The sequence below is a fragment of the Serratia sp. PL7 genome, from assembly GCF_945957435.1.
This window is the reverse complement of sequence record NZ_CAMFLB010000003.1, coordinates 129810-153633: the sequence shown is the minus strand read 5'-3', so window position 1 is coordinate 153633 and position 23824 is coordinate 129810. Positions and strand designations below refer to the sequence as shown.

Sequence of the window (23824 nt, the reverse complement as noted above, 5' to 3'; positions counted from 1 at the left end):
ACCATTTGGAAAGCCTGTTTAAACTGCCCGTGGCGAGTGGGGCCGCGGTCAGGATTCTACAAATAACAGATACCCACCTTTTTGCCGGCGAACACGAGACGTTGCTCGGCATCAATACCTATCGCAGCTATCACGCGGTGCTGGACGCCATCCAGGCGCAGCGCCGCGACGTTGATTTGATCGTCGCCACGGGAGATTTGGCGCAGGATCACTCGCAAGAGGCGTACCGCCACTTCGCCGCCGGCATCGCGCAATTGCCGGCCCCCTGCGTGTGGCTGCCGGGTAACCACGATTTCCAACCGGCGATGGTCGACGCGTTGGCCGCCGCCGGCATTGCCCCTTCCAAACAGGTGTTGCTGGGCGACGACTGGCAGGTGCTGATGCTGGACAGCCAGGTGTTCGGCGTGCCGCACGGCGAATTGAGCGAGTATCAGCTCGAGTGGATGGAGCGCTGCCTGCAGGCTCACCCCGAGCGCTATACGCTGTTGCTGCTGCACCATCATCCGCTGCCGTCCGGTTGCACCTGGCTCGATCAGCACAGCCTGCGCAACCCGCATATGCTGGGCGCGATCCTGCTGCGTTATCCGAAAGTGAATACCGTAGTGTGCGGGCACATTCATCAGGATCTGGATCTGGAATGGCAGGGCCGGCGCCTGTTGGCGACGCCGTCCACCTGCGTGCAATTCAAGCCGCACTGCACTAACTTTACCATCGACGACGTCTCCCCCGGCTGGCGTTACCTCGATCTGTTGCCGGACGGCCGCGTCGAGACGCAGGTGTTCCGCCTGGAAAACGACGATTTCCGCCCCGACATGGACTCGGATGGATACTGATGCCTTCGACGCTGCTCTACCTGCACGGTTTCAATAGTTCGCCGCAGTCGGCCAAGGCGGTGGCCTTCAAGGCCTGGCTGGCCGAACACCATCCCGACATCGAGATGCTGGTGCCGCAGCTGCCGGCCTTTCCGGCGGAGGCCGCCGAGATGCTGGAAAATATGGTGCTGGAGCGCGCCGGGCAAACGCTCGGGCTGGTCGGCTCATCGCTGGGCGGCTATTATGCCACCTGGCTGTCGCAGTGTTTTTCCCTGCCGGCGGTGGTGGTCAACCCGGCGGTCAAGCCGTTTGAGCTGCTGGTGGACTATCTCGGCGCCAACGAGAACCCCTACACCGGCCAGCAATATGTGTTAGAGTCTCGGCACGTTTACGATCTGAAAGTGATGCAGATCGATCCCTTGGAGTCGCCGGATTTAATCTGGCTGCTGCAGCAAACGGGCGATGAAATTCTCGATTACGGCCAGGCAGTGGCGTATTACACCGCGTGTCGGCAAACGGTGGAGTCGGGTGGAAACCACGCCTTCGTCGGTTTCGAGCACTACTTCCCCCAGATTGTGGATTTTTTAGGGCTAAACGCGGTCTGACGGACCGTTCCGGCACCTCCCTTTAACCACGAAAAAATAATCAACGATGACTCAATCCAGCTATAACGCTGATGCCATTGAAGTACTCAGCGGTCTAGAACCAGTGCGCCGTCGTCCCGGCATGTATACCGACACGACGCGCCCAAACCACCTCGGCCAAGAGGTGATCGATAACAGCGTCGACGAAGCGTTGGCCGGTCACGCCAAGCGTATCGACGTGATCCTGCACGCCGATCAGTCGCTGGAAGTGATCGACGACGGCCGCGGCATGCCGGTGGACATCCACCCGGAAGAGGGCGTGCCGGCGGTTGAGTTGATCCTGTGCCGGCTGCACGCCGGCGGTAAATTCTCGAATAAAAACTACCAGTTCTCCGGCGGCCTGCACGGCGTTGGGATCTCGGTGGTCAACGCCCTGTCGAAGCGGGTGGAAGTCAACGTGCGCCGCGACGGCAACGTCTACGGCATCGCCTTCGAAAACGGCGACAAAGTGCAAGACCTGACGGTGACTGGCACCTGCGGCAAACGCAACACCGGCACCAGCGTGCACTTCTGGCCGGACGAACAGTTCTTCGACAGCCCGCGTTTCTCGGTATCGCGCCTCACTCACCTGCTGAAAGCCAAAGCGGTGCTGTGCCCCGGCGTTGAGATCTATTTCATCGACAAGGTGAACAACACCGAGCAGCGCTGGTGCTACCAGGACGGCCTGACCGATTACCTGATGGAAGCGGTTAACGGCCTGATCACCCTGCCGGAAGCGCCGTTCGTTGGCAATTTCGCCGGCGACACCGAAGCGGTGGACTGGGCGCTGCTGTGGCTGCCGGAAGGCGGCGAGCTGCTGACCGAAAGCTACGTCAACCTGATCCCGACCATGCAGGGCGGCACCCACGTCAACGGCCTGCGTCAGGGGCTGCTGGACGCGATGCGCGAGTTCTGCGAATTCCGCAACATCTTGCCGCGCGGCGTGAAGCTGTCGGCGGAGGATATCTGGGATCGCTGCGCCTACGTGTTGTCGGTGAAAATGCAGGATCCGCAGTTCGCCGGGCAGACCAAAGAACGTCTCTCTTCGCGTCAGTGCGCGGCCTTCGTTTCCGGCGTGGTGAAAGACGCCTTCAGCCTGTGGCTAAACCAGAACGTTCAGGCGGCGGAACAGCTGGCCGAGCTGGCGATCTCCAGCGCCCAGCGCCGCCTGCGCGCGGCCAAGAAAGTGGTGCGCAAGAAGCTCACCAGCGGGCCGGCGCTGCCGGGCAAGCTGGCGGACTGCACCTCGCAGGATCTGGCCATGACCGAACTGTTCCTGGTGGAAGGGGACTCGGCGGGCGGATCGGCCAAGCAGGCGCGCGATCGCGAATATCAGGCGATCATGCCGCTGAAGGGCAAGATCCTGAATACCTGGGAAGTGTCCTCGGACGAAGTGCTGGCCTCGCAGGAAGTGCACGACATTTCCGTGGCGATCGGCATCGATCCGGACAGCGAAGATCTCAGCCAACTGCGCTACGGCAAAATCTGCATCCTGGCGGATGCGGACTCCGACGGCCTGCACATCGCCACGCTGCTGTGCGCGCTGTTCGTGCGCCACTTCCGTTCGCTGGTGAAAGGCGGCCACGTTTATGTCGCCATGCCGCCGCTGTACCGCATCGATCTCGGTAAAGAAGTGTTCTACGCGCTGGATGAAGAAGAGAAGGCCGGCGTGCTGGAACAGCTGAAGCGCAAGAAGGGCAAGCCGAACGTCCAGCGCTTTAAAGGGCTGGGTGAGATGAACCCGCTGCAGCTGCGCGAAACCACCCTCGATCCGAATACCCGCCGGCTGGTGCAACTGACGGTAGCGGAAGATGATGTCGATCAGACGCTGGCGGTGATGGACATGCTGTTGGCCAAGAAGCGTTCGGAAGATCGCCGTAACTGGCTGCAAGACAAGGGCGACATGGCCGAATTGGCGGTCTGAGCCTGACCCTGGCCCGGTGAACGCCGGGCCTGCTTTCCCGCAGGGCGTTCATGCGGCGCCCGATAACCTGGGCCGAAATGCATGAAGATCACGCTCGAAGAATTGCTGGCGTTCACCTCGGTGGTCGACAGCGGTTCCATCACCTCCGCTGCCGATCGGCTCGGCCAGACGACATCCGGCATCAGCCGCGCGCTCAGCCGCCTGGAGAACAAACTCGATACCACCCTGATGCGCCGCACTACGCGTCGCCTGGAGCTGACCGAAGAGGGGGAAAGCTTCCTGAGCCATGCGCGTACGATCATCAACTCGGTGGAAAATGCCGAAGAACAAATGGCGGTGCGTCGGCAGATGCCGGCCGGGCGGTTGCGGATAAATGCGGCTGCGCCTTTTATGGAGCACGTCATCGTGCCGCTGGTAGCGGGGTTCAGGGAACGTTATCCGCAAATTTCGCTCGAGCTGAACACCGACAACCTGGTTATCGATCTGCTGGAAAAACGCACGGATATCGCTATTCGCATCGGTGCGTTGCGCGATTCGACCATTCATGCGCGCGCGCTGGGCGCCAGCCGGCTGCGCATCCTCGCCAGCCCGGCTTATCTGCAGCAGCACGGCACGCCGCAGAGTGTGGAGGCGTTGCATCGGCATTGTCTGCTCGGTTTTACCCAGCCGGAATCACTGAACCAGTGGCCGTTGCGCTATCGCCAGGCGCCGCATTTCACCATCACGCCAACGATCTCGGCGTCCAGCGGTGAAACGCTGCGGCAATTGGCGCTGCGGGGCGAGGGGATCGTACAGCTGGCAGACTTTATGACCCGACGCGATCGGGAAGCGGGCAAGTTGGTGACGTTGCTGGAGCAGGAGACGCTGGACGTGCGCCAGCCGATTAATGCAGTGTATTACCGCAATACGCAATTGGCGGCGCGCATCACCTGTTTTCTTGACTACGTCAGCGCGCACATCGACGCGCAGACGTTATAAGGCGGGGCTTACAGGGCGTTTTCCAGGATGTAGATCTCGGTGTCCAGCACGCTGTCTTTGAGGGTGTCGCGGTGTTTGAGCATGTGTTCAATGGCCAGATGTTTTTCCAGATGCGCCATGCTTTCCCATTTCTCCAGCATGAACACCGAATCCGGCGACCGCTTCTGCCACGGCGCCTGGGTATTGCTGTCGACCATCGGCGTGTATTCGCCGCAGCCGTCTTCCGCCAGCACCAGCGGCACTAGTTTTTCAATGGCTTGCAGTACGGTGGCGCGGTGGCCGGGTTTCACTTTGATTTCTGCGATTACGGTGATCATGCTTACCTCGTTGATGAGAATGTTCTGCGTCAGTTAAGCAAAAATTTTCGCCAGATGCTCGCGATAACGCGTGATGTCGTCCGCGATATTCGGCTCTTTGATCACATTGTTGCAGATGAAGGTCGGCAGCGCTTCCATCCCCAGGAACTGGTTGGCCTTGTGGAAGTGCAGGTAAACGCCGTCGACGCCGACGCCGTGGAAGAACTGATCGGGATCGGTGAAGGCCTCCAGCGGGGCGTTCCAGGTCAGGCTCAGCAGGTATTTTTTGCCCTGGATCAGGCCGCCGGAGCCATATTTTTTGCTTTCGTCGGAACGAGAGCGGCCGTCGTTGGCATACAGGCTGCCGTGGCCGGCGGTGAACACTTCATCGATGTATTTTTTCAGGATCCAGGGTTCGCCCATCCACCAGCCCGGCATCTGATAGATGACCGCGTCAGCCCACAGGTATTTCTGTACTTCGGCTTCGATGTCATAGCCGTCGTCGACCACGGTGACCTGCACATCGTGCTGCAGATCGCGCAGGAAGCTTTCCGCCACGTCGCTCAGGGTTTGGTTGAGTTCGCCGTTGGAATGGCCGAATTGTTTTTTAGCGTTGATAATCAGGATATTGCTCATCTTTCGCGGCTCCCGTCAGAGTTAAGATATGGCATGCTTCCCGCCGAAAAGGCGGAAACCATTTCGCTGGTGACGAGTGTAATCGTTAGTCAGGCAAGTAAAAATGCGATCCGGCGCACAACAGTGTTGACTGCCAGTCAATAAAGAAGCCGCCAGGTAGCGAAATTTTGCATAAACCGCATCGCGGAATTGGCCGTCGCCGGCGATCCTTGCGCCAACTGTGACAGCTACCCCGCAGATGGGTTACTATCGCGGGCAGAATCGACAAGCGATGCCTTTTGTCGTCCAAGGGATTGCCAAGCCACGGTCTGAGGATAATTGAGTAATGAGTGATCTGACTCATGACGGTGTAGAGCGTTTACCGCTGCACACATTCACTGAAAACGCCTATCTGAACTATTCCATGTACGTCATCATGGATCGGGCGTTGCCGTACATTGGCGACGGTTTGAAGCCGGTACAACGCCGTATCATCTACGCCATGTCTGAGCTGGGGCTGAACAACAGCGCCAAATTCAAGAAATCCGCCCGTACCGTGGGCGACGTGCTGGGTAAATACCACCCGCACGGCGACAGCGCGTGTTATGAAGCCATGGTGCTGATGGCGCAGCCGTTCTCGTATCGCTATCCGCTGGTGGACGGCCAGGGGAACTGGGGCGCGCCGGACGATCCCAAGTCGTTCGCGGCGATGCGCTATACCGAATCGCGCCTGTCCAAATACGCCGAAGTCTTGCTGGCCGAACTGGGCCAGGGCACGGTCGACTGGATCCCGAACTTTGACGGCACGCTGCAAGAGCCGAAGATGCTGCCGGCGCGTCTGCCAAACATCCTGCTGAACGGCACCACCGGCATCGCGGTCGGCATGGCGACCGACATTCCGCCGCACAACGTACGTGAAGTCGCCGCCGCGGCGGTGGCGCTGCTCGACAAACCGGGCGCCTCGCTCGATGATCTGCTCGAGTTCGTGCAGGGGCCGGACTTCCCGACCGAAGCCGAGATCATCACTCCGCGCGATGAGATTCGCAAAATTTACCAGAGTGGCCGCGGCTCGGTGCGCATGCGAGCCGTGTGGAAGAAAGAGGATGGCAGCGCGGTGATCACCGCCTTGCCGCATCAGGTTTCCGGCGCCAAGGTGCTGGAGCAGATCGCCAGCCAGATGCGCGCCAAGAAGCTGCCGATGGTCGAGGATCTGCGCGATGAATCCGACCACGAAAACCCGACGCGTCTGGTGATCGTGCCGCGTTCCAACCGCATCGATCTGGAGCAGGTGATGAATCACCTGTTCGCTACCACCGATCTGGAACGCAGCTACCGCATCAACATGAACATGATCGGTCTGGACAACCGCCCGCAGGTGAAAGGGCTGGTGGAGATCCTCACCGAATGGCTGGCCTACCGTCGCGATACGGTGCGCCGCCGCCTGAACTACCGCCTCGAGAAAGTGCTCAAACGTCTGCATATCCTCGAAGGTTTGCTGGTGGCGTTCCTCAACATCGACGAGGTGATCCACATCATCCGCAGCGAGGATGAGCCGAAGCCGGTGCTGATGCAGCGTTTCGGCATCTCCGATACCCAGGCGGAAGCGATCCTCGAGCTGAAACTGCGTCACCTGGCCAAACTGGAAGAGGTCAAGATCCGCGGTGAGCAGGATGAGTTGGCGAAAGAGCGCGATCAGCTGCAGGCGCTGCTGGCGTCCGAGCGCAAGCTGAATACGCTGATCAAGAAAGAGATCCAGGCCGATGCGCAAACCTATGGCGACGATCGCCGTTCACCGCTGACCGAGCGTGCGGAAGCCAAGGCGATGAGCGAGCATGACTTCGTGCCGTCCGAGCCGGTGACCATTGTGCTGTCGGAAATGGGCTGGGTGCGCAGCGCCAAGGGCCACGATATCGATCCTGCCGGGTTGAGCTACAAGGCCGGCGACAGTTTCCGTGGTGCGGCACGCGGCAAGAGCAACCAGCCGGTGGTGTTCATCGATTCTACCGGGCGCAGCTATGCGCTCGATCCGATGACGCTGCCGTCGGCACGCGGGCAGGGCGAGCCGTTGACCGGCAAGCTGACACCGCCGCCGGGCGCCACCATTGAGCAGGTGCTGATGGCGGCCGACGATCAGAAGCTGCTGATGGCGTCCGACGCCGGTTACGGCTTCGTCTGTACCTTCAACGATCTGGTGGCGCGCAACCGCGCCGGCAAGGTGATGATCACGCTGCCGGACAACGCCAGAGCGCTGCCGCCGATGGAAATTCACGGCGCAGACGATATGCTGCTGTCGATCACCGCCGCCGGGCGCATGCTGATGTTCCCGGTCGCCGATCTGCCGCAGCTGTCGAAGGGCAAGGGCAACAAGATCGTCTCCATTCCGGCGGCGCAGGCCGCAGCCGGTGAAGACAAGCTGGCCTGGCTGTTCGTGCTGCCGCCGCAGGCGTCCGTCACGTTGCACGTTGGCAAACGCAAGCTGACGCTGCGCCCGGAAGATCTGCAGAAGTTCCGCGCGGAGCGCGGCCGCAAGGGGACCCAGCTGCCGCGTGGCCTGCAGCGCATCGATCGCGTCGAAGTGGATGCGCCGGTGCGGGCGTCGGGTGGCGACAGCGAAGAGTAAGCGTTGGCGCTAGCGTTAACGGGCGGTCGCAGCATGCTGTGGCCGCCTTATTTATTTTTGCTGGCGTTTATTTTCCAAATAGTTAACATTTCTGCGCATAAAATTATTGTGCGTACTGCCGCCTGGCAGGAAAATAGCGAGAAATGCGGGCGACATGGGCGTGCTTATCGCCCGGCCGGCAAATAATGAGTAAAGGAATCTGCGCAGCGAAGTAAACTGCGTTGGCAGTGTGCTAATGAGGTTGTTATGTTATTGATTTTGCGTGCCGTTCTCGCCACTCTCTTCTGTATTCTGGTGTGTATTTTCGGTTCTATTTATTGCTTGTTCAGCCCGCGCAACCCCCGCCATGTGGCGACCTTCGGCCATCTTTTCGGCCGCCTGTCGACGCTGTTCGGCATCAAGGTTGAAACCCGCGTGCCGGCCGATGCGGCCAACAACGGCAAGTGCATCTATATCGCCAACCACCAAAATAACTACGACATGGTGACGGCTTCTAATATTGTGCAGCCGCGCACCGTGACCGTCGGTAAAAAAAGTCTGGTATGGATCCCGTTTTTCGGCCCGCTGTATTGGCTGACCGGTAATCTGCTGATAGATCGTGATAATCGCGCCAAGGCGCACGGCACCATCGCCCAGGTGGCGGAGCAGTTCAAAAAGAAAGACATTTCTATCTGGATGTTCCCGGAAGGAACCCGCAGCCGTGGCCGTGGGCTGATGCCGTTTAAAACCGGCGCGTTCCACGCGGCCATCGCCGCCGGCGTGCCGATTGTACCGATCTGTGTATCCACCACCAGCGGTAATATAAATCTTAATCGCTGGAATAACGGGCATGTGATCGTCGAGATGTTGGCGCCGGTGGATACCAGCAAATACGGCAAAGAAAACGTGCGCGAGCTGGCGGCCCATTGCCGCGAGCTGATGGAGGCGAAAATCGCCGAATTGGACGCTGAAGTCGCCCAGCGCAACGCCGCCAAAAAATAAGAGTCTACCGGCTTCAAAGAATAAGGTTTTAATTGGCGTTCAGCGCCGTTAACGCCTGAACGCCTGCTAATCTTGATTGGCGGGCGTTTGGGTTTTGCACACGGTTTAGTTATTGCTTTTCATGGAGAAGATATGTCACTCAGTCGACGTCAGTTTTTACAGGCATCGGGCCTGGCGCTGTGCGCGGGCGCCGTGCCGCTGAGGGCTGAAGCGAGCGGAACGCAGACCCCGTTACCCATTCCTCCGCTGCTGGAGTCTCGCCGCGGTCAGCCGCTGTTCCTGACCTTGCAGCGCGCCCACTGGGCGTTTATGGATAACCGCAAAGCGGCGGTGTGGGGCATCAACGGCATGTACCTGGGGCCGACGGTGCGGGTTTACAGCGGTGACGACGTCAAACTGATTTACAGCAACCGTCTGCAGGAGCCGGTGGCGATGACCATCAGCGGTCTGCAGGTGCCGGGCACCCTGATGGGCGGCGCGCCGCGCATGATGTCACCCAACGTTGACTGGTCGCCGGTGCTGCCCATCCGTCAGGCGGCGGCTACCTGCTGGTACCACGCCAACACCCCAAACCGTATGGCGCCGCACGTTTACAACGGGTTGGCCGGGCTGTGGCTGGTGGAGGATGCCGTCAGCAAAGCGCTGCCGCTGCCCAACCACTATGGCGTCGACGATTTCCCGTTGATCATTCAAGACAAACGCTTCGATAACTTCGGCACGCCACAATACGACGCGCCGTCGCAGGGCGGCTTCGTCGGCGATACGCTGTTGGTTAACGGCGTGCAAAACCCGTATGTCGACGTATCGCGCGGCTGGGTGCGTTTGCGCCTTCTAAATGCCTCCAACGCGCGGCGTTATACCCTGCAGCTCAGCGACGGGCGGCCGTTCAACGTGATCGCCAGCGATCAGGGCTTCTTGCCTGCGCCGGTCGCGGTGCAACAGCTTTCGCTGGCGCCGGGCGAACGCCGGGAAGTGCTGATCGACATGTCGAAGGGCGAGGAGGTGACCATCACCGCTGGTGAAGCGGCGGGCATCATGGATCGCCTGCGCGGCCTGTTCGAGCCGTCGAGCATTCTGGTGTCCACCCAGGTGCTGACGCTGCGCCCGACCGGCCTGCTGCCGCTGGTGACCGACAACCTGCCGATGCGCCTGCTGGCGGATCAGCTGTTGGACGGCAGCGCCAGCCGCACCCGCGATTTCCGCCTGGGTGACGGCGGCGCCGGCATCAACGGCGCGATTTGGGACATGAACCGCATCGACGTACAGGCACAGCAAGGCACCTGGGAACGTTGGAACATTCATGCGGATACGCCGCAGTCGTTCCATATTCAGGGCGTGCAGTTCCTGATCAAACGCGTCAACGGCGCGCAGCCGATGGCGGAAGATCGCGGCTGGAAGGACACCGTCTGGGTCGATGGCGACGTCGAGCTGTTGGTGTATTTCAACCAACCTACCTCCGAACACTTCCCGTTCCTGTATTACAGCCAGACGCTGGAGATGGCCGATCGCGGCACCGCCGGCCAGCTGATGGTACAGCCGACAATGTAACCCGCTCTGCGGGCCGCTTAGGGCGCCCGCAGCATCTCCAGGAAGGCCTGCACCACCGGCGTGACGCTGTCTGCGCGGTAAACCGCGTACAGATCCGCCGGCGGCGCCTGTTGCAGCGAGCAAAAGCGTACGCCGGGCCACGGAATGCGGCCGTAGCTGTCCGGCAGCAGCGTAATGCCGCAGCCTTCCGCCACCAGCGCCAGCAGGGTTTGCGGCTCGTTAACCTGATAAGCGACGTCCGGCAAAAATCCCTGCTGCAGGCACAGATTGTGCAGATACAGCCCCAGGCTGGCCTCATGCGGCGGCAGCACGATGAAGCTATCGTTCTGCAGCGCCGCCAGCGGAATGTTTTCCTGCTGCGCCAGCGGATGATCAAGCGGCAGCACGACGGCGATGCTTTCGCTTGCCAACCGTTGGCAGGTCAACCCCGGCAGCGTCTGTTGCTGTGCCTCTCGCCAGACCCCGATGTCGATATGCCGCTTTTGCAGCGCGATGATTTGCTGGCTGGGCGTCAGCTCGTTCAACGACCAGGTGACGCCGGCGCTCCGCTCGCTGAATCGCCGCAGCGCCGCGATCAGGCCGCCCCAGGCCGAGGTGCCGACCATACCGACCACCATATGGCCGCCTTCGCCACGCCCCATCTGTTGCACCTGATGCAACGCGCTGTCGGTCTGATCCAGCAGCCGCTCGACGTTGCGCAGCAGCGTGCGGCCGGCCGGCGTCAGCGTCATGGAGCGGGTGGTGCGTTTGAACAGCACCACCCCGAGTTGGCTTTCCAGATCCTTGATGTGCTTGCTGAGCGGCGGCTGTGACATATTCAGCCGTCGCGCCGCTTGGGTGAAGTTCATCTCTTCCGCCACCACGCGGAAATAGTGCAGCAGGCGGAAGTTAATCCGGCCGGGATCGGGCAGGGCTTGGGGCGGGTTCATCCGGGGTAACGCCTCCTGTGACGCAGCTCAACTTATAGGTAAATGGAATAAATCGGCCGCCAAGAATGTATTGGTCTCGGCCGCGCCTCGCTCTCTACTATGGGGATTATTATCCCCCGCTGAAAGAGAGAATACGATGTTTAATCAAGAAGATGCTTTTACCTGCGCCGATGTCGTCCGCACCCGTTTGCCGGGCTTCCAGCCGAAAGCGGCCTTGATTCTCGGCTCCGGGCTCGGCGCTTTGGCGGAGGTGATGACCGAAACCGTCACCCTCGACTACGCGGAGCTGCCGGGTTTCCCAGTGAGCGGCGTCGCCGGCCACGCCGGGCAACTGGTCGCCGGCAAGCTGGAGGGCGTGCCGGTCCTGTGCATGAAAGGGCGTGGTCATTTCTATGAAGGACGCGGCATGCAGGTGATGACCACCGCAGTGCGCACCTTCAAACTGCTGGGCTGCGAATTCCTGCTGGCGACCAACGCCGCCGGTTCGCTGCGCCGCTCGGTGGCGCCGGGCAGCCTGGTCGCCATTACCGATCACATCAACTTCATGCCGGAATCGCCGCTGGTCGGCGCCAACGACGAGCGCTTCGGGCCGCGCTTTTTCAGCCTGGCGAACGCCTACGATCGCGATCTGCGCGCCCAATTGGCGGCGGTGGCCGAAAGCGCGGGCATCCCGCTGGCGGAAGGGGTATTCGCTGCCTACACCGGGCCGAATTTCGAAACGCCGGCGGAGATCCGCATGATGCAGACCCTGGGCTGCGACGTGGTGGGCATGTCGATCGTGCCGGAAGTCCTGGCGGCGCGCCACTGCGGTCTCAAGGTGCTGGTGGTGTCCGCGATGACCAACTACGCCGAAGGGCTGTCGGATACGCCGCTCTCCCACGAACAAACGCTCAGCTGCGCGGCGCTGGCGGCGGACGATTTCATGCGCCTTATCCGCGAGCTGTTCAAAACGCTGTAAGACAGCAAGCAAACCGGCGGCGGGCTGCAGGGGGCCTGCTGCACCAATCATCGTTGAAAACATAATAACAAGGTGATGGCGATGGCGATAAAAACACGATTAAAAGTCATGATTTTCCTGCAGTTCTTTATTTGGGGCGCCTGGCTGGTGACGCTGGGCTCCTACATGATCAACACGCTGCATTTCAGCGGTATGCAGGTGGGAATGGTTTACAGCGCCAAGGGTATCGCCGCGCTGATCATGCCGGGGCTGGCGGGCATCATCGCCGATCGATGGATGAAGGCCAACTACCTGTATGCGCTTTGCCACCTGTTCGGGGCGCTGGCGCTGTACTGCGCGGCGCAGGTCGAGCAACCGATGCTGATGTTCTGGGTGATGCTGTTCAACGCCATGGTTTATATGCCGACCATCGCGCTCTCCAACGCCATTTCCTATTTTTGCCTGGAGAAGCACGGCTTTGACACGGTGAAGGACTTTCCGCCGGTGCGGGTGTACGGCACGGTGGGATTCATTCTGGCAATGTGGCTGGTCGGCTTTAGCCAAATCGAGCTCAGCAATCTGCAGCTGTATCTGGCTTCTGCGGCGTCGCTGCTGCTGTCCGCCTATTCGCTGACGCTGCCGCGCTGCCCGACCAACCGCGCGGCCGAGTCGAAGAGCTGGGTGAGCGTGCTGGGGCTGGATGCGCTGGTGTTGTTCCGCCAGCGGCGCATGGCGCTGTTTTTCCTGTTCGCCATGTTGCTTGGCGCGGCGCTGCAGATAACCAATACCTTCGGTAACCCGTTTCTGCACGATCTGTCGCTCAATCCGCTGTATCAGGACAGCCTCAGCGTCAGGTATCCAGCGGTGCTGCTGTCGCTGTCGCAGATCTCCGAAGTGTTCTTTATCCTTACCATTCCCTTCTTCCTGCGCCGTTACGGCATCAAGCAGGTGATGCTGATCAGCATGGCGGCCTGGACGCTGCGTTTCCTGTTCCTGGCGTACGGCACGCCGGTCGGCTTTGGTTTCGTTCTGCTGCTGCTGTCGATGATCGTCTACGGCTGTGCGTTCGACTTCTTTAATATCTCCGGCGCCATCTTCGTCGAGAAAGAGGCCGATCACCGCATCCGCGCCAGCGCGCAGGGGCTGTTCATGACCATGGTGAACGGGTTGGGCGCCTATGTGGGTGCGCTCGCCAGCGGCGAAGTGGTGGACTTCTTCAGCCATGACGGCGTGAAAGACTGGCAGAGCATCTGGCTGGTGTTTGCGCTGTATACGCTGGTGCTGGGGATTGTGTTCGCGTTGAGCTTCAACTACCGCCACTCGCCGCAGGAGAGTGCGGCGGCGGCGACGCACTAAGGCAGAAGGCGCCGAGTGACGGCGCCTTGAAACGTCAGGCCTGAGGGAAGCGCTGTTGCAGTTGGTGCCGGTCCGGCGGATTGGCGGCGCCGAGGCTGGCCACCACGCAGGCGGCGACCCGGTTGGCCAGATCGACCGCCTGCGGCAGCGGCCAGCCGGCGGACAGCCCCGCCAACAAACCGGCGCAGTGGGCATCGCCCGCGCCGATGGTATCGACCACGTCTACCGGATAGGCGGGAACGTGCAGCGGCGGCGTGCGGCCGTCGCAGATCCAGGCGCCGTCGCGATCCAGGCGGCAGATCAACGTCAGGTTACGGGCGGCGGCATAGCGCTGCGCGGCATCCACCGCGTCGCCGGCGCCGCACAGCGCGGCCACTTCGTCACGGTTGAGCGTCAGCAGGGTGTGGCTGTCGCTGAGCATAGCGAAGAAATCTTCGCTGAGCTGGGCGATGCGCGGGCCGGGATCGATCAGACGCGGTTGGTCGAACGGCATGCGCGTCAGCCACTCGCGCAGCGCTTCGCCGTTTTCGCCCGCCAGCTCGTAGCCGCTGGCGTAGATCAGGGTGTGTTCCGTCAGCGGCAGCGTGGCCAGCTGCGCTTTATTCCATTGGCTTTCGCAACCGGAAACCGTGATGAAGGTGCGTTCGCCGTTCGGCTCCACCAGCGCCAGGCACCAGCCGTTGTCCATCTGGCCGTGGCGCAACAGCACCTCCAGCCCCAGTTCGCCCATGGCGGCTTCGATCGCCGCGCCCCATTCGCCGTTGCCAACCGGCATGCCGTTGATCACCGGCACTTCAAGGCGCGTCAGCGCGCGCGCCACGTTGAACGCGCAACCGCCGATTTGCCGCGCCTGCGGCTGGGCTTCGATATCTTCGCCGCTGGTCGGCAGGCGGGGCAGCGTCATCACCAGATCGCCGACCGCGCCCCCAATCACCAGGACAGGTGTTACAGCTTCCCACTCACTCATTGATGTTCTCTGCGTTGGGTCAGGTACAGACCGTAAGCGATCAGACTCACCGCAAACGACACAAACAGCCCCAGGCTGGAATCGGCAAACAAGCCTTTGGCCAGCGGGCCGTCGATAAAACCAGTTTTAGTGACCAGCAGGCCGCACAGGGCGCCGAGGAACCAGCAAAACAGCGGGGCTTTGCGCACGCCGCGGTTCTGGCCATGCAGGCCGTACAAAGCGTTGCCATCATACCCGTGGCGACGGCGCAGGCACAGGTAATCGAGCAGGAAAATCGCCTCCCAGGCCGCCAGGAACACCCCGCAGAACACCAAGAAGGAGATGAACGGCCCCATAAAGTCGCCGGAGATGAACAGCACATACAGGGCGATGCCCAGCACCACGACCGCGTCGATCGATACCGCCAACCACTGTTTGACCTGTACGCCGATGGTCAGCAGATTAAGGCTGGCGGAATACAGGCTGAGCACCGCGATGGTGACGATGCCGGCGGTGGCGGCCAGCAGATAAGGGATCGCCATCCAGGCGGGCAGCACCGAGCCAATCAGCGCGATGGGGTTGGCGGCGCTGGCCAGATCGGGCAGCTGCACGGAAAGCAGAATACCGGCCAGCATCAGCAGCATTAGCGGCAAACAGGCACCGCCCATCACCGCGGCGAAAATGCCTTTGCTCGACGAGCTCGGGCTTTGATAGCGGCTGTAATCGGCGCCGGCGATTGCCCAGCTGATGCCGGTGCCGGCGGCGATCACCGATACCGCCGGCAGGAAGCCGGTCAACCAGCTGCCGGAAGGCAGCGCCAACACCTGGCTCCACTCGGTGTTGAACAGGATATAGAGCACCACGATCAGCGTCATGGTGCCGAAGATGCGGCTGAACCAGCTTTGCATCCAGACCACGGTATTTTGCCCCAGCAGGCTGACGACGACAGTGAGCCCGCCGAACAACAATAGGCTGAGCGCGGTCAGCAGGTGGCTGGCCCCCAACCCGAAGGCCTCGAACAGCGCCGCCAGCGTCAGGGTGCCGGTGATCACGTTGACCGCTTCCCAGCCCATCAGGTTGATCCAACTGAACAGGGTGGGCGCCACGTTGCCCTTCAGCCCGAAAATCACCCGCGACAGCGTCAGCGTAGAGGTGCGCCCGCGCTTGCCGGCGAAGCTGGTGAGGCCGACCAGCACGAAGCTGGCGACGCCGACCAGCGCGGCGAGCACCGATTGCAGAAAAGATAAGCCGAAGCCGACGATGATGGCGCCGTACACTACGCCGAGGATGCCGATATTGGCCGCCGACCAGATCCAAAACAGCTCGATGGGCTTGCCGGTCTGCTCCGCGTCCGGCACCCGGTCGATACCGGTGCTTTCTACCTTCCATGCTTCATTGCGATTGATATCGGTCATAGCAAATGATCCCTGTTGCGCAGGGCCGCGAGGGCCGCCGCAGTTGACTGAAAATCGATTCCGTTGGCGCGGTTGAGGCCGGCTATCCCGTGGTCGGGGGACGACGCCGATTCCGCGCAGTGTGTAGCGGCTGAGACCGCCAGGTCTGTCAAAATGAGGGCGGTATCCGCCTTATCGGGTGAGGCACGTCGGCCGCACGGCGCCAATGAGTGTAGCCAAAGAGTGGGTCTGCAGCGGGGGTTGGCGAAGCGGGTACGTTTCTATTTGCCGACATCAGTCCGGTTCGCTCACGCGATAGGATCCTGTGACGCGGCTATGAGCCGTGAGCAAGCTATCCATTAGCTCCGTTGCTTATTATCGGCCGTTTGTGCTGGCAGTATATGCCCGCCGCCGGCCATCAAGGGTATCCTTTAGGGCTGGCAGCGGGTTTTTTATTGTTTTTAAAGTGGGTCCCTGGTGTTGGTGCTATTGATGTATCAACATCAATAAGCACAGATTACGCGCGATCTAGATCCAATGAAAGTCCATTAGGCAAAAATTGTGATGCCACTCTGAAAACATTAGCGATATTTTAGTTAAGGTGAGGGGCTTATCGCCGGACAGGCGATAGGATAAAAATGAAATTCAGACAAATGGCATAAGCAGGAGGGCGGGCGAATGACGGATTTTATGGCCTGGCTGCGTGGCCATCTGGCGCAGGGGGCGGTAGCGCCGCGTTATATTCAGCTGGCGACGGCGATAGAAACTGCAATCAGGCAGCAGGTGTTGGCGGCGGAGGCGTTTTTGCCGCCGGAACGGCAGATGGCGGAAGGCCTGGCGCTGTCGCGCGTCACCGTCAGCAAGGCGATGAAGCTGCTGGAGGAGAAGGGGCTGATTTCGCGGCAGCAGGGCGTCGGTACCCGCGTGGCGATGCACATTGGTTATTCCCTCGATAAGGACAGCGGTTTCACCGCTCAGGCGCTGCGCCACGGTAGCCGCGTCAGCAATCGATGGCTGTTGCGCACCCGGGTCGGCGCACCGGCCAAGGCCGCGGCGGCGCTGGGGCTGGCGGAGGGAGACGAGGTGATTAAACTGCGGCGGTTGCGCTTGCTGAACGGCAGCCCGGTCTCGCTGGAAACTACCTATATACCGCCGCGCTTCCTGCCAGAACCGGGGCAACTGGAACATTCGCTGTATGCGCTATGGCAATCGCGCGGCATCGTGCCTGAAGATAAACACTTTCTGTTGAAGGCGGTATCCTGCAGCGACGAGGTCGCCGAACTGCTCAACGTACCGTGCGGCGCGCCGTTGTTGCACATCATCCAGACCAGCCGCAACGCCCGGGGCGAGGCGCTGGAGTACAGCGATATCTTGTGCCGCAGCGACGTTTATGAATTCGAGGTGAATGGTTAGCGAAATAACCATGCTCTTTTTGTCACTAGTGCGTATAATCGCCGCCCGGCGATTAATTAACCTGTAAAAAGAGCGGCAGAATGAGCACCACCAGCCTGATCCAACCCGATCGTGAACTGTTTTCCTATAAGCCTTATTGGGCGGAATGTTATGGCACCGCGCCATTTTTACCGATGTCGCGAGCCGAGATGGATCAACTGGGCTGGGACAGCTGCGACGTGATCATCATCAGCGGCGACGCCTATGTTGACCACCCGAGCTTCGGCATGGCGATCATCGGCCGCATGCTGGAAGCGCAGGGCTTCCGCGTCGGCATCATCGCGCAGCCGGACTGGAGCAACAAAGAAGATTTCATGCGGTTGGGGAAACCGAACCTGTTCTTCGGCATCACCGCCGGCAACATGGACTCGATGATCAACCGTTATACCGCCGATCGCAAACTGCGCCACGACGATGCTTACACCGCCGGCAACGTCGGCGGCAAACGCCCGGATCGCGCGACCCTGGTCTACAGCCAGCGCTGCAAAGAAGCCTATAAAGACGTGCCGATCGTGTTGGGCGGCATCGAAGCCAGTCTGCGCCGCATCGCCCACTACGATTATTGGTCGGATACCGTGCGCCGCTCGGTACTGGTGGACTCCAAAGCCGACATGCTGATCTACGGCAACGGCGAACGTCCGCTGGTAGAAGTGGCGCACCGTCTGGCCGCCGGCGAGAAGATCGGCGATATCCACGATATTCGCAATACCGCGGTGATGCGCAAAGAAGCGCTGCCGGGCTGGAGCGGCGTGGATTCCACCCGCCTCGACAAGCCGGGCCGCATCGAACCTATCCCGAACCCGTACGGCGAGGATCTGCCGTGCGCCGACGGCGCCAAACCGAAAGAGCCGGAAGCCAAGCCTGTCACGGTGCGCGCCGCCAAGCCGAAGCCGTGGGAGAAGACCTACGTGCTGCTGCCGTCCTTTGAGAAAGTGAAGGGCGACAAGGTGCTGTATGCGCACACCTCGCGCATTTTGCACCATGAAACCAACCCAGGCTGCGCCCGCGCGCTGATGCAGAAACACGGTGACCGCTACGTGTGGATCAACCCGCCGGCGATCCCGCTGACCACGCCGGAGATGGACAGCGTCTTTGCCCTGCCTTATCAGCGTGTGCCGCACCCGTCTTACGGCCAGGATCGCATTCCGGCCTATGACATGATCCGTTTCTCGGTGAACATCATGCGCGGTTGCTACGGCGGCTGTTCGTTCTGTTCGATCACCGAGCATGAAGGGCGCATCATCCAGAGCCGTTCGGAAGATTCGATCGTTCGCGAAATCGAAGAGATCCGCGACAAGGTGCCGGGCTTTACCGGCGTGATCTCCGATCTGGGCGGCCCGACCGCCAACATGTACATGCTGCGCTGCACTAACCCGCGCGCCGAGCAGACCTGCCGCCGCGCCTCGTGCGTGTATCCGGAGATCTGCACTTATATGGACACTAACCACGAGCCGACCATCAAGCTTTACCGCCGCGCGCGTTCGCTGGAGGGCATCAAGAAGATCCTGATCGCCTCCGGGGTACGTTACGATCTGGCGGTGGAAGATCCGCGCTATATCAAGGAACTGGCGACCCACCACGTCGGCGGCTACCTGAAGATCGCGCCGGAGCACACCGAAGAAGGCCCGCTGTCGAAAATGATGAAACCGGGCATGGGCAGCTACGATCGCTTCAAACAGCTGTTTGATCACTATTCGAAGCAGGCGGGCAAAGAGCAGTACCTGATCCCGTACTTCATCTCGTCGCACCCGGGCACCCGCGATGAAGACATGGTGAACCTGGCGCTGTGGCTGAAGAAGAACCGTTTCCGCCTCGATCAGGTGCAGAACTTCTATCCTTCGCCGATGGCCAACTCCACCACCATGTATTACAGCGGCAAAAACCCGCTGAGCAAGGTGGGGTACAAGAGCGAAGACGTGGTGGTGCCGCGCGGCGAGCGCCAGCGTCGCCTGCATAAGGCGCTGCTGCGTTACCACGATCCGGCCAACTGGGCGCTGATCCGCACCGCGCTGGAAGAGATGGGGCTGAAGCACCTGATCGGCAGCCGCCGCGAGTGTCTGGTGCCGGCGCCGAGCATCGACGAGCAGCGCGAGGCGAAACGGCTGCAGCGCCACACCCGGCCGGCGCTGACCAAACATACCGATATTAATCGGCAGCGCACGCCGTCCAACCGGCCGCCGCGCAAGCCGATTCGCAAGGCCAAGCCGTAACGACCACGCCGCGTGCGCAAACAAAAAGGAGAACCCCCGGGTTCTCCTTTTTACTTTAGCTAATTACAACCGTTCGTAAGCGGCTTCCACTTTCATCAAATGGCGCGGCGCCTGCGGTGCGGGATGGTATTTGCGCACGTGCCAGTTAAAGGCTTCTGGCGACAGGTTGTTAATCATCGCGATCGCCTGCTGGCGGTTACTGGAGAAGGTGCGCAGCAGCGCGCCGGTGCCGTTGACGTAGGCGATGATGGTGGCGTAGCGCAGCGTGACGGGATTGGCGATCCCTTTAAGCTGTTGTTTTTGCAAGGTGGCCAGATAGGCGGCGCCGAGATCGATATTGGTGTCGGGATCCCGCAGGTCATCGTCGTCCGGGCAGCCGCGTTTGCCTTTGTAGCGGTAGGCATCGCAGCCGGCGGTATCGGCTTTCAGCTGCATCAGGCCGATCGCATTGGATCTGCTCACTGCGGAAGGGTTGAAGCCGGACTCCACCTGGATCATGGCGGTGATCAGCTTGGCGTCCACGCCGTATTCGCTGGCGGCGTCTTTGATGGCGCTATCGAAGGCGTGGCGATCGTAGCTGACGCGCTGTTTCTTGCCGGCGCAACCCGCCAGCACCAGCATGATGCAAAGCATGCCCAGCCGTGACCCGTGTGAGAAAGAGAATTTCATGGTGCTCCGTGCTTGTCTGTTTTTTAACGGCGTTAACCGGTGGCCGGAGCCTCCGGCGTCGTCATCATAACGTCAGGCGGCGCAAAGGAGCAATGTGTGGGAAGGAAAAGCCCCCTCCGGCGGGAGAGGGCTTGAGCGTGGGTTTACAGGGTATCCGGATCCGGCCCCAGGCGGTTGCCGACGTCCAGCTTGGCGATCTCGCCCAGTTCGTCCTTATCGAGTTTGAAATCAAATACCTCGAAGTTTTCGCGAATGCGCGACGGCGTGACGGATTTCGGGATCACGATAAGACCGCTGTCCAGGTGCCAGCGCACCACGATTTGCGCCGGGGTTTTCTCGTATTTCTCGGCCAGGGCCTTGATCAGCGGCTGGTTGAATACCCCTTCACCGCCCTGCGCCAGCGGGCTCCAGGATTCGGTGGCGATATGGTGCGTGGCGTTCCAGGCGCGCAGCTGGCGCTGTTGCAGCAGCGGGTGCAGCTCGATCTGGTTGACGACCGGCGCCACGTTGGTTTCATCCAACAGGCGCTGCAGGTGCGGCGTATGGAAGTTGCATACGCCGATGCTTTTCACCAGGCCTTGTTCGCGCAGTTTGATCAGCTCGCGCCAGGCGGAAACGTATTGATCCTGCTGTGGGCGCGGCCAGTGGATCAGATACAGATCCACATAGTCCAGCTTGAGCTTTTCCAGACTGGTTTCCAGCGCCGCCAGCGGATCGCCCTGATCGTCGTTCCACAGCTTGGTGGTGATGAACAGGTCGCTGCGCGGCAGCGCGCTGGACTGCAGCGCGGCGCCGACGCCTTCCTCGTTCTTGTAGATCGCGGCGGTGTCGATGGAGCGGTAACCGATCTCCAGCGCTTTGCTGACCGCGCGGGTGGTCTCTTCAATACTCGCCTGCCAAACGCCGAGACCCAACTGCGGCATCAGATTACCATCGTGGAGTTTGATGATGGGTTGTTGCGTTGTCATGCGCATCTCCTTGTGTACGGATTGCGGCGCCTGCGGCACCGAAACGGCTATAGATAAATTCTAGTTGGCAAAGTGGGCGGTTGCCGGGTTTGCCAGCCTAATTTCAGCGGTGGCGGGAGGGCGATTCTCTCCCCGCTCTCCCTGCGAATGAGCGGTAAGACGAGGGGTGCGAAACGATCGGCGGCGCGCTGAGGCGCCCGACGACGCCCGGCGATCGGCCGGGCGCCGGATGCGGCGAAAAATGGCTGACGGAGACTAAAGCCTAGCAAAAAATCGCCGTTTTGTGATTAACGCGCCGCTTCATAAATGCGGCGGCTGACGTCCAGGGTGATGTCTTGATGCTCGCCCAGGGCGGTCATGCCGTGCTGATGCAGCTTGTCGAGCAGCGCCGGAATGCTGCTGCCGTCGAGCTGATAATCCGCCATGCGGGTCGGTACGCCCATCTGTTCGAAGAAGGCGCGGGTGGCGGCGATGGCACCGTCGATGCGGCTGTCTTCGCTGCCTTCGCGCAGGTCCCAGATGCGGTCAGCGTACTGCAGCAGTTTTTCGCGCTTCTGCGCTTTCTTCTCGTGCAGCAGCGCCGGCAGCACGATGGCCAGCGTTTGTGCGTGGTCGAGATCGTGCATGGCGGTCAGTTCATGGCCCAGCATGTGGGTCGCCCAGTCCTGCGGCACCCCGGCGCCGATCAGGCCGTTCAGCGCCATGGTAGCGCTCCACATCACGTTGGCGCGCACCGCATAGTTTTCCGGCTCGGCCAGCGCGCGCGGGCCGTCTTCCAGCAGGGTCAGCAGCAGGCCTTCGGCGAAGCGATCCTGCACCTTGGCGTCGACCGGGTAGGTCAGATACTGCTCCAGGGTGTGTACGAAGGCGTCGACCACGCCGTTGGCTACCTGGCGCGGCGGCAGCGAGTAGGTCACGACCGGATCCAGCACGGCAAAGCGCGGCTGCACCAGCGGCGAGAAGAAGTGCTGTTTGTCGCCGCTGCTCTTCCGGGTGATCACCGCGCCGCTGTTGGACTCGGAACCGGTGGCCGGCAGCGTCAGCACGCAGCCCATCGGCACCGCGTCAGTGATGTGGCTGCCGACGGTCTGCAGAATATGCCAGGCATCGCTGTCGGCCGTATAACGGGCCGCGGCGGCGATGAACTTGGTGCCGTCAACCACCGAACCGCCGCCGACCGCCAGCAGGAAATCGATGTTTTCCGCTTTCACCACCTCGACCGCTTTCATCAGGGTTTCGTAGGTCGGGTTCGGCTCGATGCCGGAGAACTCACGCACGTCACGGCCGGCCAGCGCGCTGTACACCTGATCCAGCACGCCGTTTTTCTTCACGCTGCCGCCACCGTAGGTGATCAGGATGCTTGCGTCCGCTGGGATCTGGCCGGCCACGTCGGCAATTTGGTCCTTGCCGAACAGGATTTTGGTTGGGGTATGCAGAATGAAGTTTTGCATGGTTGATTTCTCTCTTTCTGTCAGGCGGGCGCCAACGCGGCGCAAAGGTGTCTGGCCCGTATTGTCAGGAACCTGGCGGCAACGCACAATGCACATTCCTGTTTGGTTCTTGCCTATTTCTACAACTGCCTGTAGAAATGGAGAGCTTTAAATTATGATTTATGCCGAATCGTTCTGACTGTAAGAGGGTGTTTCCGTGACTGAAATCGATGCGCTGCGCAGCCGCATGGCACGCCAGGCGATGGCTATCGCCACCGGCAACGGCTACACGTCGTCACCGGTGCCGCGGGTGAAGATCCTGTATGTCGATCGCCACTGCCCGCGTCAACCGGTAATGTACGAACCGGGGATCGTCATCATCTTTCAGGGGCACAAGGTCGGCTATTGCGGCAACAAGGTGTTCCAATACGATCCGCGCAACTACCTGCTGATGACGGTGCCGCTGCCGTTCGAGTGCGAAACCTTCGCCAGCCCGGAGTTGCCGCTGGTGGGGTTGGCGGTCAATATCGATACCCAAATGCTGCAGGATTTGCTGATCGACATCGGCGACGACGACTACCTGATGCAGCCGCGGGCGGAGAGCAACGGGGTAAATCTGGCCGAGCTGACGGAAGCGCTGCTGTGTGCCACTGAACGCCTGCTGGACGTGATGGCCAAGCCGCTCGACGCCCGGGTGCTGGGGCCGCAGATTGTGCGCGAGATCCTCTACTATGTGCTGCGCGGCACCTGCGGTGCGTCGCTGCAGGAGCTGGTTAATCGACATACCCACTTCAGCCAGATCGCCAAGGCGCTGCGGCGCATAGAAAATCAGTATGCCGACAATCTCAACGTCGAGCAGTTGGCCAGCGAGGTCAACATGAGCGTGTCGGCGTTTCACCATAACTTCAAGGCGGTGACCAACACCTCTCCGCTGCAGTACGTGAAATCGTACCGGCTGCATAAGGCGCGCCTGTTGATGGTGCATGACGGTCTGAAGGCCAGCACGGCGGCGATCCGCGTCGGTTACGAGAGCGCGTCGCAGTTCAGTCGTGAATTCAAACGGCTGTTCGGCATGACGCCGAGCGATGAAGTCGCCCGGCTGCGCGATGCCAATCCGCTGCTGCTGGAGGGCTGAG

The 23824-nt window shown here is 61.0% G+C and carries 20 protein-coding genes; 12 read left to right on the top strand and 8 right to left on the bottom strand.

Annotated features, from left to right (window positions below; all coding sequences use genetic code 11):
* Positions 1-5 precede the first annotated feature (5 nt).
* From cpdA to N6G83_RS18795, 4 genes are all read left to right on the top strand, one after another.
* The gene (cpdA, locus tag N6G83_RS18810; protein WP_060434581.1) at positions 6-833 is read left to right on the top strand and encodes a 3',5'-cyclic-AMP phosphodiesterase; all 828 of its coding nucleotides are present in this window, start codon (positions 6-8) and stop codon (positions 831-833) included.
* Entirely contained in the window at positions 833-1417 is a 585-nt protein-coding gene (gene yqiA, locus N6G83_RS18805) for an esterase YqiA (protein WP_025304306.1), read from the top strand. Before cpdA ends, yqiA begins: the two co-directional genes overlap by 1 nt.
* A 46-nt stretch (positions 1418-1463) precedes the next feature.
* Complete coding sequence (gene parE / locus N6G83_RS18800; protein ID WP_025304305.1) at positions 1464-3359, top strand: DNA topoisomerase IV subunit B; 1896 nt, start codon at positions 1464-1466, stop codon at positions 3357-3359.
* An 81-nt stretch (positions 3360-3440) separates the two neighbouring features.
* Positions 3441-4337: a LysR substrate-binding domain-containing protein gene (locus N6G83_RS18795; protein WP_025304304.1), complete on the top strand. Its 897-nt coding sequence runs from the start codon at positions 3441-3443 to the stop codon at positions 4335-4337.
* A gap of 8 nt (positions 4338-4345) precedes the next feature.
* Here the strand turns inward: N6G83_RS18795 and N6G83_RS18790 are convergent, their stop codons facing one another.
* Entirely contained in the window at positions 4346-4654 is a 309-nt protein-coding gene (locus tag N6G83_RS18790; RefSeq protein ID WP_025304303.1) for a putative quinol monooxygenase, read from the bottom strand.
* 33 nt (positions 4655-4687) lie between these two features.
* Entirely contained in the window at positions 4688-5269 is a 582-nt protein-coding gene (locus N6G83_RS18785; protein ID WP_049204421.1) for an NAD(P)H-dependent oxidoreductase, read from the bottom strand.
* 325 nt (positions 5270-5594) lie between these two features.
* Between N6G83_RS18785 and parC the strand changes: the two genes are divergently transcribed.
* From parC to ftsP, 3 genes are all read left to right on the top strand, one after another.
* A complete protein-coding gene (gene parC, locus N6G83_RS18780) occupies positions 5595-7868 on the top strand; it encodes a DNA topoisomerase IV subunit A (protein ID WP_025304301.1) in 2274 nt (757 codons plus the stop codon).
* A gap of 246 nt (positions 7869-8114) precedes the next feature.
* Positions 8115-8849: a 1-acylglycerol-3-phosphate O-acyltransferase gene (locus N6G83_RS18775; protein WP_025304300.1), complete on the top strand. Its 735-nt coding sequence runs from the start codon at positions 8115-8117 to the stop codon at positions 8847-8849.
* Positions 8850-8981: 132 nt separating this feature from the next.
* Positions 8982-10397, top strand: coding sequence for a cell division protein FtsP (gene ftsP / locus N6G83_RS18770; protein ID WP_025304299.1), 1416 nt, complete (start codon positions 8982-8984; stop codon positions 10395-10397).
* A 17-nt stretch (positions 10398-10414) separates the two neighbouring features.
* Here ftsP and N6G83_RS18765 read toward each other — a convergent pair whose 3' ends face one another.
* Entirely contained in the window at positions 10415-11326 is a 912-nt protein-coding gene (locus tag N6G83_RS18765; protein WP_260515672.1) for a LysR family transcriptional regulator, read from the bottom strand.
* A 136-nt stretch (positions 11327-11462) separates the two neighbouring features.
* Between N6G83_RS18765 and xapA the strand changes: the two genes are divergently transcribed.
* Both xapA and N6G83_RS18755 read left to right on the top strand, forming a co-directional pair.
* Positions 11463-12284 carry a xanthosine phosphorylase gene (gene xapA / locus N6G83_RS18760; RefSeq protein ID WP_049204424.1) on the top strand — a complete coding sequence of 274 codons (822 nt, stop codon included), beginning with the start codon at positions 11463-11465 and terminating at the stop codon, positions 12282-12284.
* A gap of 81 nt (positions 12285-12365) precedes the next feature.
* On the top strand, positions 12366-13619 hold the full coding sequence (locus N6G83_RS18755) for a nucleoside permease (RefSeq protein WP_197825135.1): 1254 nt from the start codon (positions 12366-12368) through the stop codon (positions 13617-13619).
* A gap of 34 nt (positions 13620-13653) precedes the next feature.
* Here N6G83_RS18755 and N6G83_RS18750 read toward each other — a convergent pair whose 3' ends face one another.
* Positions 13654-14586: a PfkB family carbohydrate kinase gene (locus N6G83_RS18750; RefSeq protein WP_197825136.1), complete on the bottom strand. Its 933-nt coding sequence runs from the start codon at positions 14584-14586 to the stop codon at positions 13654-13656.
* Positions 14583-15980, bottom strand: a complete 1398-nt coding sequence (locus N6G83_RS18745; RefSeq protein ID WP_049204426.1) for a purine-cytosine permease family protein — start codon at positions 15978-15980, stop codon at positions 14583-14585. The genes N6G83_RS18750 and N6G83_RS18745 overlap by 4 nt, the downstream gene beginning before the upstream one ends.
* Positions 15981-16637: 657 nt before the next feature.
* On the opposite strand from N6G83_RS18745, the gene N6G83_RS18740 reads away from it, so the two are divergent.
* Positions 16638-17372 (top strand): GntR family transcriptional regulator, encoded by a 735-nt coding sequence (locus N6G83_RS18740; protein ID WP_043142111.1) that lies wholly within the window; start codon positions 16638-16640, stop codon positions 17370-17372.
* An 80-nt stretch (positions 17373-17452) separates the two neighbouring features.
* On the top strand, positions 17453-19621 hold the full coding sequence (locus N6G83_RS18735; RefSeq protein ID WP_025304292.1) for a YgiQ family radical SAM protein: 2169 nt from the start codon (positions 17453-17455) through the stop codon (positions 19619-19621).
* A gap of 63 nt (positions 19622-19684) precedes the next feature.
* Here N6G83_RS18735 and N6G83_RS18730 read toward each other — a convergent pair whose 3' ends face one another.
* The 3 genes from N6G83_RS18730 to yqhD all read right to left on the bottom strand — a co-directional run bounded on the left by N6G83_RS18730 (position 19685) and on the right by yqhD (position 22709).
* Positions 19685-20290: a transglycosylase SLT domain-containing protein gene (locus N6G83_RS18730; protein ID WP_025304291.1), complete on the bottom strand. Its 606-nt coding sequence runs from the start codon at positions 20288-20290 to the stop codon at positions 19685-19687.
* A 143-nt stretch (positions 20291-20433) separates the two neighbouring features.
* Positions 20434-21258 carry a 2,5-didehydrogluconate reductase DkgA gene (gene dkgA / locus N6G83_RS18725; RefSeq protein ID WP_025304290.1) on the bottom strand — a complete coding sequence of 275 codons (825 nt, stop codon included), beginning with the start codon at positions 21256-21258 and terminating at the stop codon, positions 20434-20436.
* A gap of 287 nt (positions 21259-21545) precedes the next feature.
* On the bottom strand, positions 21546-22709 hold the full coding sequence (gene yqhD, locus N6G83_RS18720) for an alcohol dehydrogenase (RefSeq protein ID WP_260515670.1): 1164 nt from the start codon (positions 22707-22709) through the stop codon (positions 21546-21548).
* 226 nt (positions 22710-22935) lie between these two features.
* Here yqhD and N6G83_RS18715 point away from each other — a divergent pair, with 226 nt between their 5' ends.
* The gene (locus tag N6G83_RS18715; protein ID WP_212637121.1) at positions 22936-23823 is read left to right on the top strand and encodes an AraC family transcriptional regulator N-terminal domain-containing protein; all 888 of its coding nucleotides are present in this window, start codon (positions 22936-22938) and stop codon (positions 23821-23823) included.
* Position 23824: the final 1 nt, after the last annotated feature.

Coding starts and splice junctions, on each gene's coding strand:
- yqiA (WP_025304306.1), top strand. CDS start 833: ATGCCTTCGACGCTGCTCTACCTGCACGGTTTCAATAGTTCGCCGCAG.
- parE (WP_025304305.1), top strand. CDS start 1,464: ATGACTCAATCCAGCTATAACGCTGATGCCATTGAAGTACTCAGCGGT.
- N6G83_RS18795 (WP_025304304.1), top strand. CDS start 3,441: ATGAAGATCACGCTCGAAGAATTGCTGGCGTTCACCTCGGTGGTCGAC.
- N6G83_RS18790 (WP_025304303.1), bottom strand. CDS start 4,654: ATGATCACCGTAATCGCAGAAATCAAAGTGAAACCCGGCCACCGCGCC.
- N6G83_RS18785 (WP_049204421.1), bottom strand. CDS start 5,269: ATGAGCAATATCCTGATTATCAACGCTAAAAAACAATTCGGCCATTCC.
- parC (WP_025304301.1), top strand. CDS start 5,595: ATGAGTGATCTGACTCATGACGGTGTAGAGCGTTTACCGCTGCACACA.
- N6G83_RS18775 (WP_025304300.1), top strand. CDS start 8,115: ATGTTATTGATTTTGCGTGCCGTTCTCGCCACTCTCTTCTGTATTCTG.
- ftsP (WP_025304299.1), top strand. CDS start 8,982: ATGTCACTCAGTCGACGTCAGTTTTTACAGGCATCGGGCCTGGCGCTG.
- N6G83_RS18765 (WP_260515672.1), bottom strand. CDS start 11,326: ATGAACCCGCCCCAAGCCCTGCCCGATCCCGGCCGGATTAACTTCCGC.
- xapA (WP_049204424.1), top strand. CDS start 11,463: ATGTTTAATCAAGAAGATGCTTTTACCTGCGCCGATGTCGTCCGCACC.
- N6G83_RS18755 (WP_197825135.1), top strand. CDS start 12,366: ATGGCGATAAAAACACGATTAAAAGTCATGATTTTCCTGCAGTTCTTT.
- N6G83_RS18750 (WP_197825136.1), bottom strand. CDS start 14,586: ATGAGTGAGTGGGAAGCTGTAACACCTGTCCTGGTGATTGGGGGCGCG.
- N6G83_RS18745 (WP_049204426.1), bottom strand. CDS start 15,980: ATGACCGATATCAATCGCAATGAAGCATGGAAGGTAGAAAGCACCGGT.
- N6G83_RS18740 (WP_043142111.1), top strand. CDS start 16,638: ATGACGGATTTTATGGCCTGGCTGCGTGGCCATCTGGCGCAGGGGGCG.
- N6G83_RS18735 (WP_025304292.1), top strand. CDS start 17,453: ATGAGCACCACCAGCCTGATCCAACCCGATCGTGAACTGTTTTCCTAT.
- N6G83_RS18730 (WP_025304291.1), bottom strand. CDS start 20,290: ATGAAATTCTCTTTCTCACACGGGTCACGGCTGGGCATGCTTTGCATC.
- dkgA (WP_025304290.1), bottom strand. CDS start 21,258: ATGACAACGCAACAACCCATCATCAAACTCCACGATGGTAATCTGATG.
- yqhD (WP_260515670.1), bottom strand. CDS start 22,709: ATGCAAAACTTCATTCTGCATACCCCAACCAAAATCCTGTTCGGCAAG.
- N6G83_RS18715 (WP_212637121.1), top strand. CDS start 22,936: ATGGCACGCCAGGCGATGGCTATCGCCACCGGCAACGGCTACACGTCG.